The sequence below is a fragment of the Mesorhizobium sp. M7A.F.Ca.CA.004.06.1.1 genome (genome assembly GCF_003999135.1).
Lineage (GTDB): Bacteria > Pseudomonadota > Alphaproteobacteria > Rhizobiales > Rhizobiaceae > Mesorhizobium.
In genome coordinates, this window is the sequence record NZ_RZPQ01001057.1 from 1 (window position 1) to 1,538 (window position 1,538).

Annotated in this window: 1 protein-coding gene; it reads right to left on the bottom strand. The window is 64.0% G+C overall.

The annotated features are described in order from the left end of the window. Positions 1-123: 123 nt before the first annotated feature. On the bottom strand, positions 124-1,416 hold the full coding sequence (gene murA, locus EN906_RS33770; RefSeq protein ID WP_127268679.1) for a UDP-N-acetylglucosamine 1-carboxyvinyltransferase: 1,293 nt from the start codon (positions 1,414-1,416) through the stop codon (positions 124-126). Between the last annotated feature and the right edge of the window lie 122 nt (positions 1,417-1,538).

A 1,538-nucleotide genomic window follows, 5' to 3' on the forward strand; every position in this document is an offset into this window, starting at 1 on the left:
GGTCTGCGCTGCCCCTCATCGCCCTGCCGGGCACTTCTCCCCATATAGTGACGGGGAGAAGGACGCTGCCGCGAAGGATCTCGCCAATCTCCTGCGTTGCTGGAGAGGAGCCGAGGTCGCGGGCTACGCCGAAATCCGTTCGATCACCGCGCCGCAGTTGGACAGCTTTTCTTCCAGCCGCTCGAAGCCGCGGTCGAGATGGTAGACGCGGTTGACCGTGGTCTCGCCTTCCGCCGCCAGGCCGGCGATGACCAGCGACACCGAGGCGCGAAGATCGGTTGCCATGACCGGCGCGCCCTTCAGTTTCGGCACGCCGTCGACGATCGCCGTCTGGCCCGAAAGCGTGATATGAGCGCCGAGCCGCGCCAGTTCCTGCACATGCATGAAGCGGTTCTCGAAGATCGTCTCGGTGATCCGCGACTTGCCCTTGGCCATCGTCATCAGGCCCATGAACTGCGCCTGCAAATCGGTCGGGAAGGCCGGAAACGGCGCTGTCGTCACGTCGACCGGCGAAATGCCGGCGCCGTTGCGCCTCACACGAATGCCGGAATTGGTCGGGGTGATCTCCGCACCCGTCTGGGCGATCACGTCCAGTGCCGTCTGCAGCAGGTCCGGCCGCGCGCCTTCGAGCACGACGTCGCCGCCGGTCATGGCGACGGCCATGGCATAGGTGCCGGTCTCGATGCGGTCGGGGATGACGCGCACGCGCGCACCCGACAGCGATTCGACGCCGTCGATGGTGATGGTTGGCGTGCCGGCGCCGGAAATCTTCGCGCCCATGGCGTTGAGGCACTCGGCGAGGTTGACGATCTCGGGCTCGCAAGCCGCATTTTCCAGCACCGTCTCGCCCTTGGCGAGCGCCGCGGCCATCATCAGCACATGGGTGGCGCCGACCGAGACTTTCGGGAAGATGTAGCGGTTGCCGACAAGCCGGCCATTCCTTGTCTTGGCGATGACATAGCCGGTGTCGACGTCGATATCGGCGCCCAGCGCCTGCAGGCCCTCGAGGAACAGATCGACCGGCCGCGTGCCGATGGCGCAACCGCCCGGCAGCGACACTTTGGCTTCGCCCATGCGGGCCAGCAGCGGGCCGATCACCCAGAACGAGGCGCGCATCTTCGACACCAGTTCGTAGGGCGCTGTGGTGTCGACGATGTTGCGGGCGGAGAAGTTGATGGTGCGCGAATAGCCCTCATTCTGCTTCTCGCGGCGGCCATTGACCGAATAATCGACGCCGTGGTTGCCCAGGATGCGGATCAGTTGCTCGACATCGGCCAGATGCGGCACGTTTTCCAGCGTCAGCGTGTCGTCGGTCAAAAGCGAGGCGATCATCAAAGGCAGCGCCGCGTTTTTCGCGCCCGAGATCGGAATGCTTCCGGAGAGCTTGTTGCCCCCGACAATTCTGATGCGATCCATGGAAGAACGTCCCTCTCGGCCAAAAAGGGCCGGTTCAATCGTTTGAGTAGCGGCCCGTCTAGACCATTGGCCAATCTGGTTCAAGAATTACGCTGGTTCAAGAAATGGGATTTCGCCCACCC

Bases quoted from the DNA above. Each gene is read 5' to 3' on its own strand.
- murA (WP_127268679.1), bottom strand. From the start codon at position 1,416: ATGGATCGCATCAGAATTGTCGGGGGCAACAAGCTCTCCGGAAGCATT.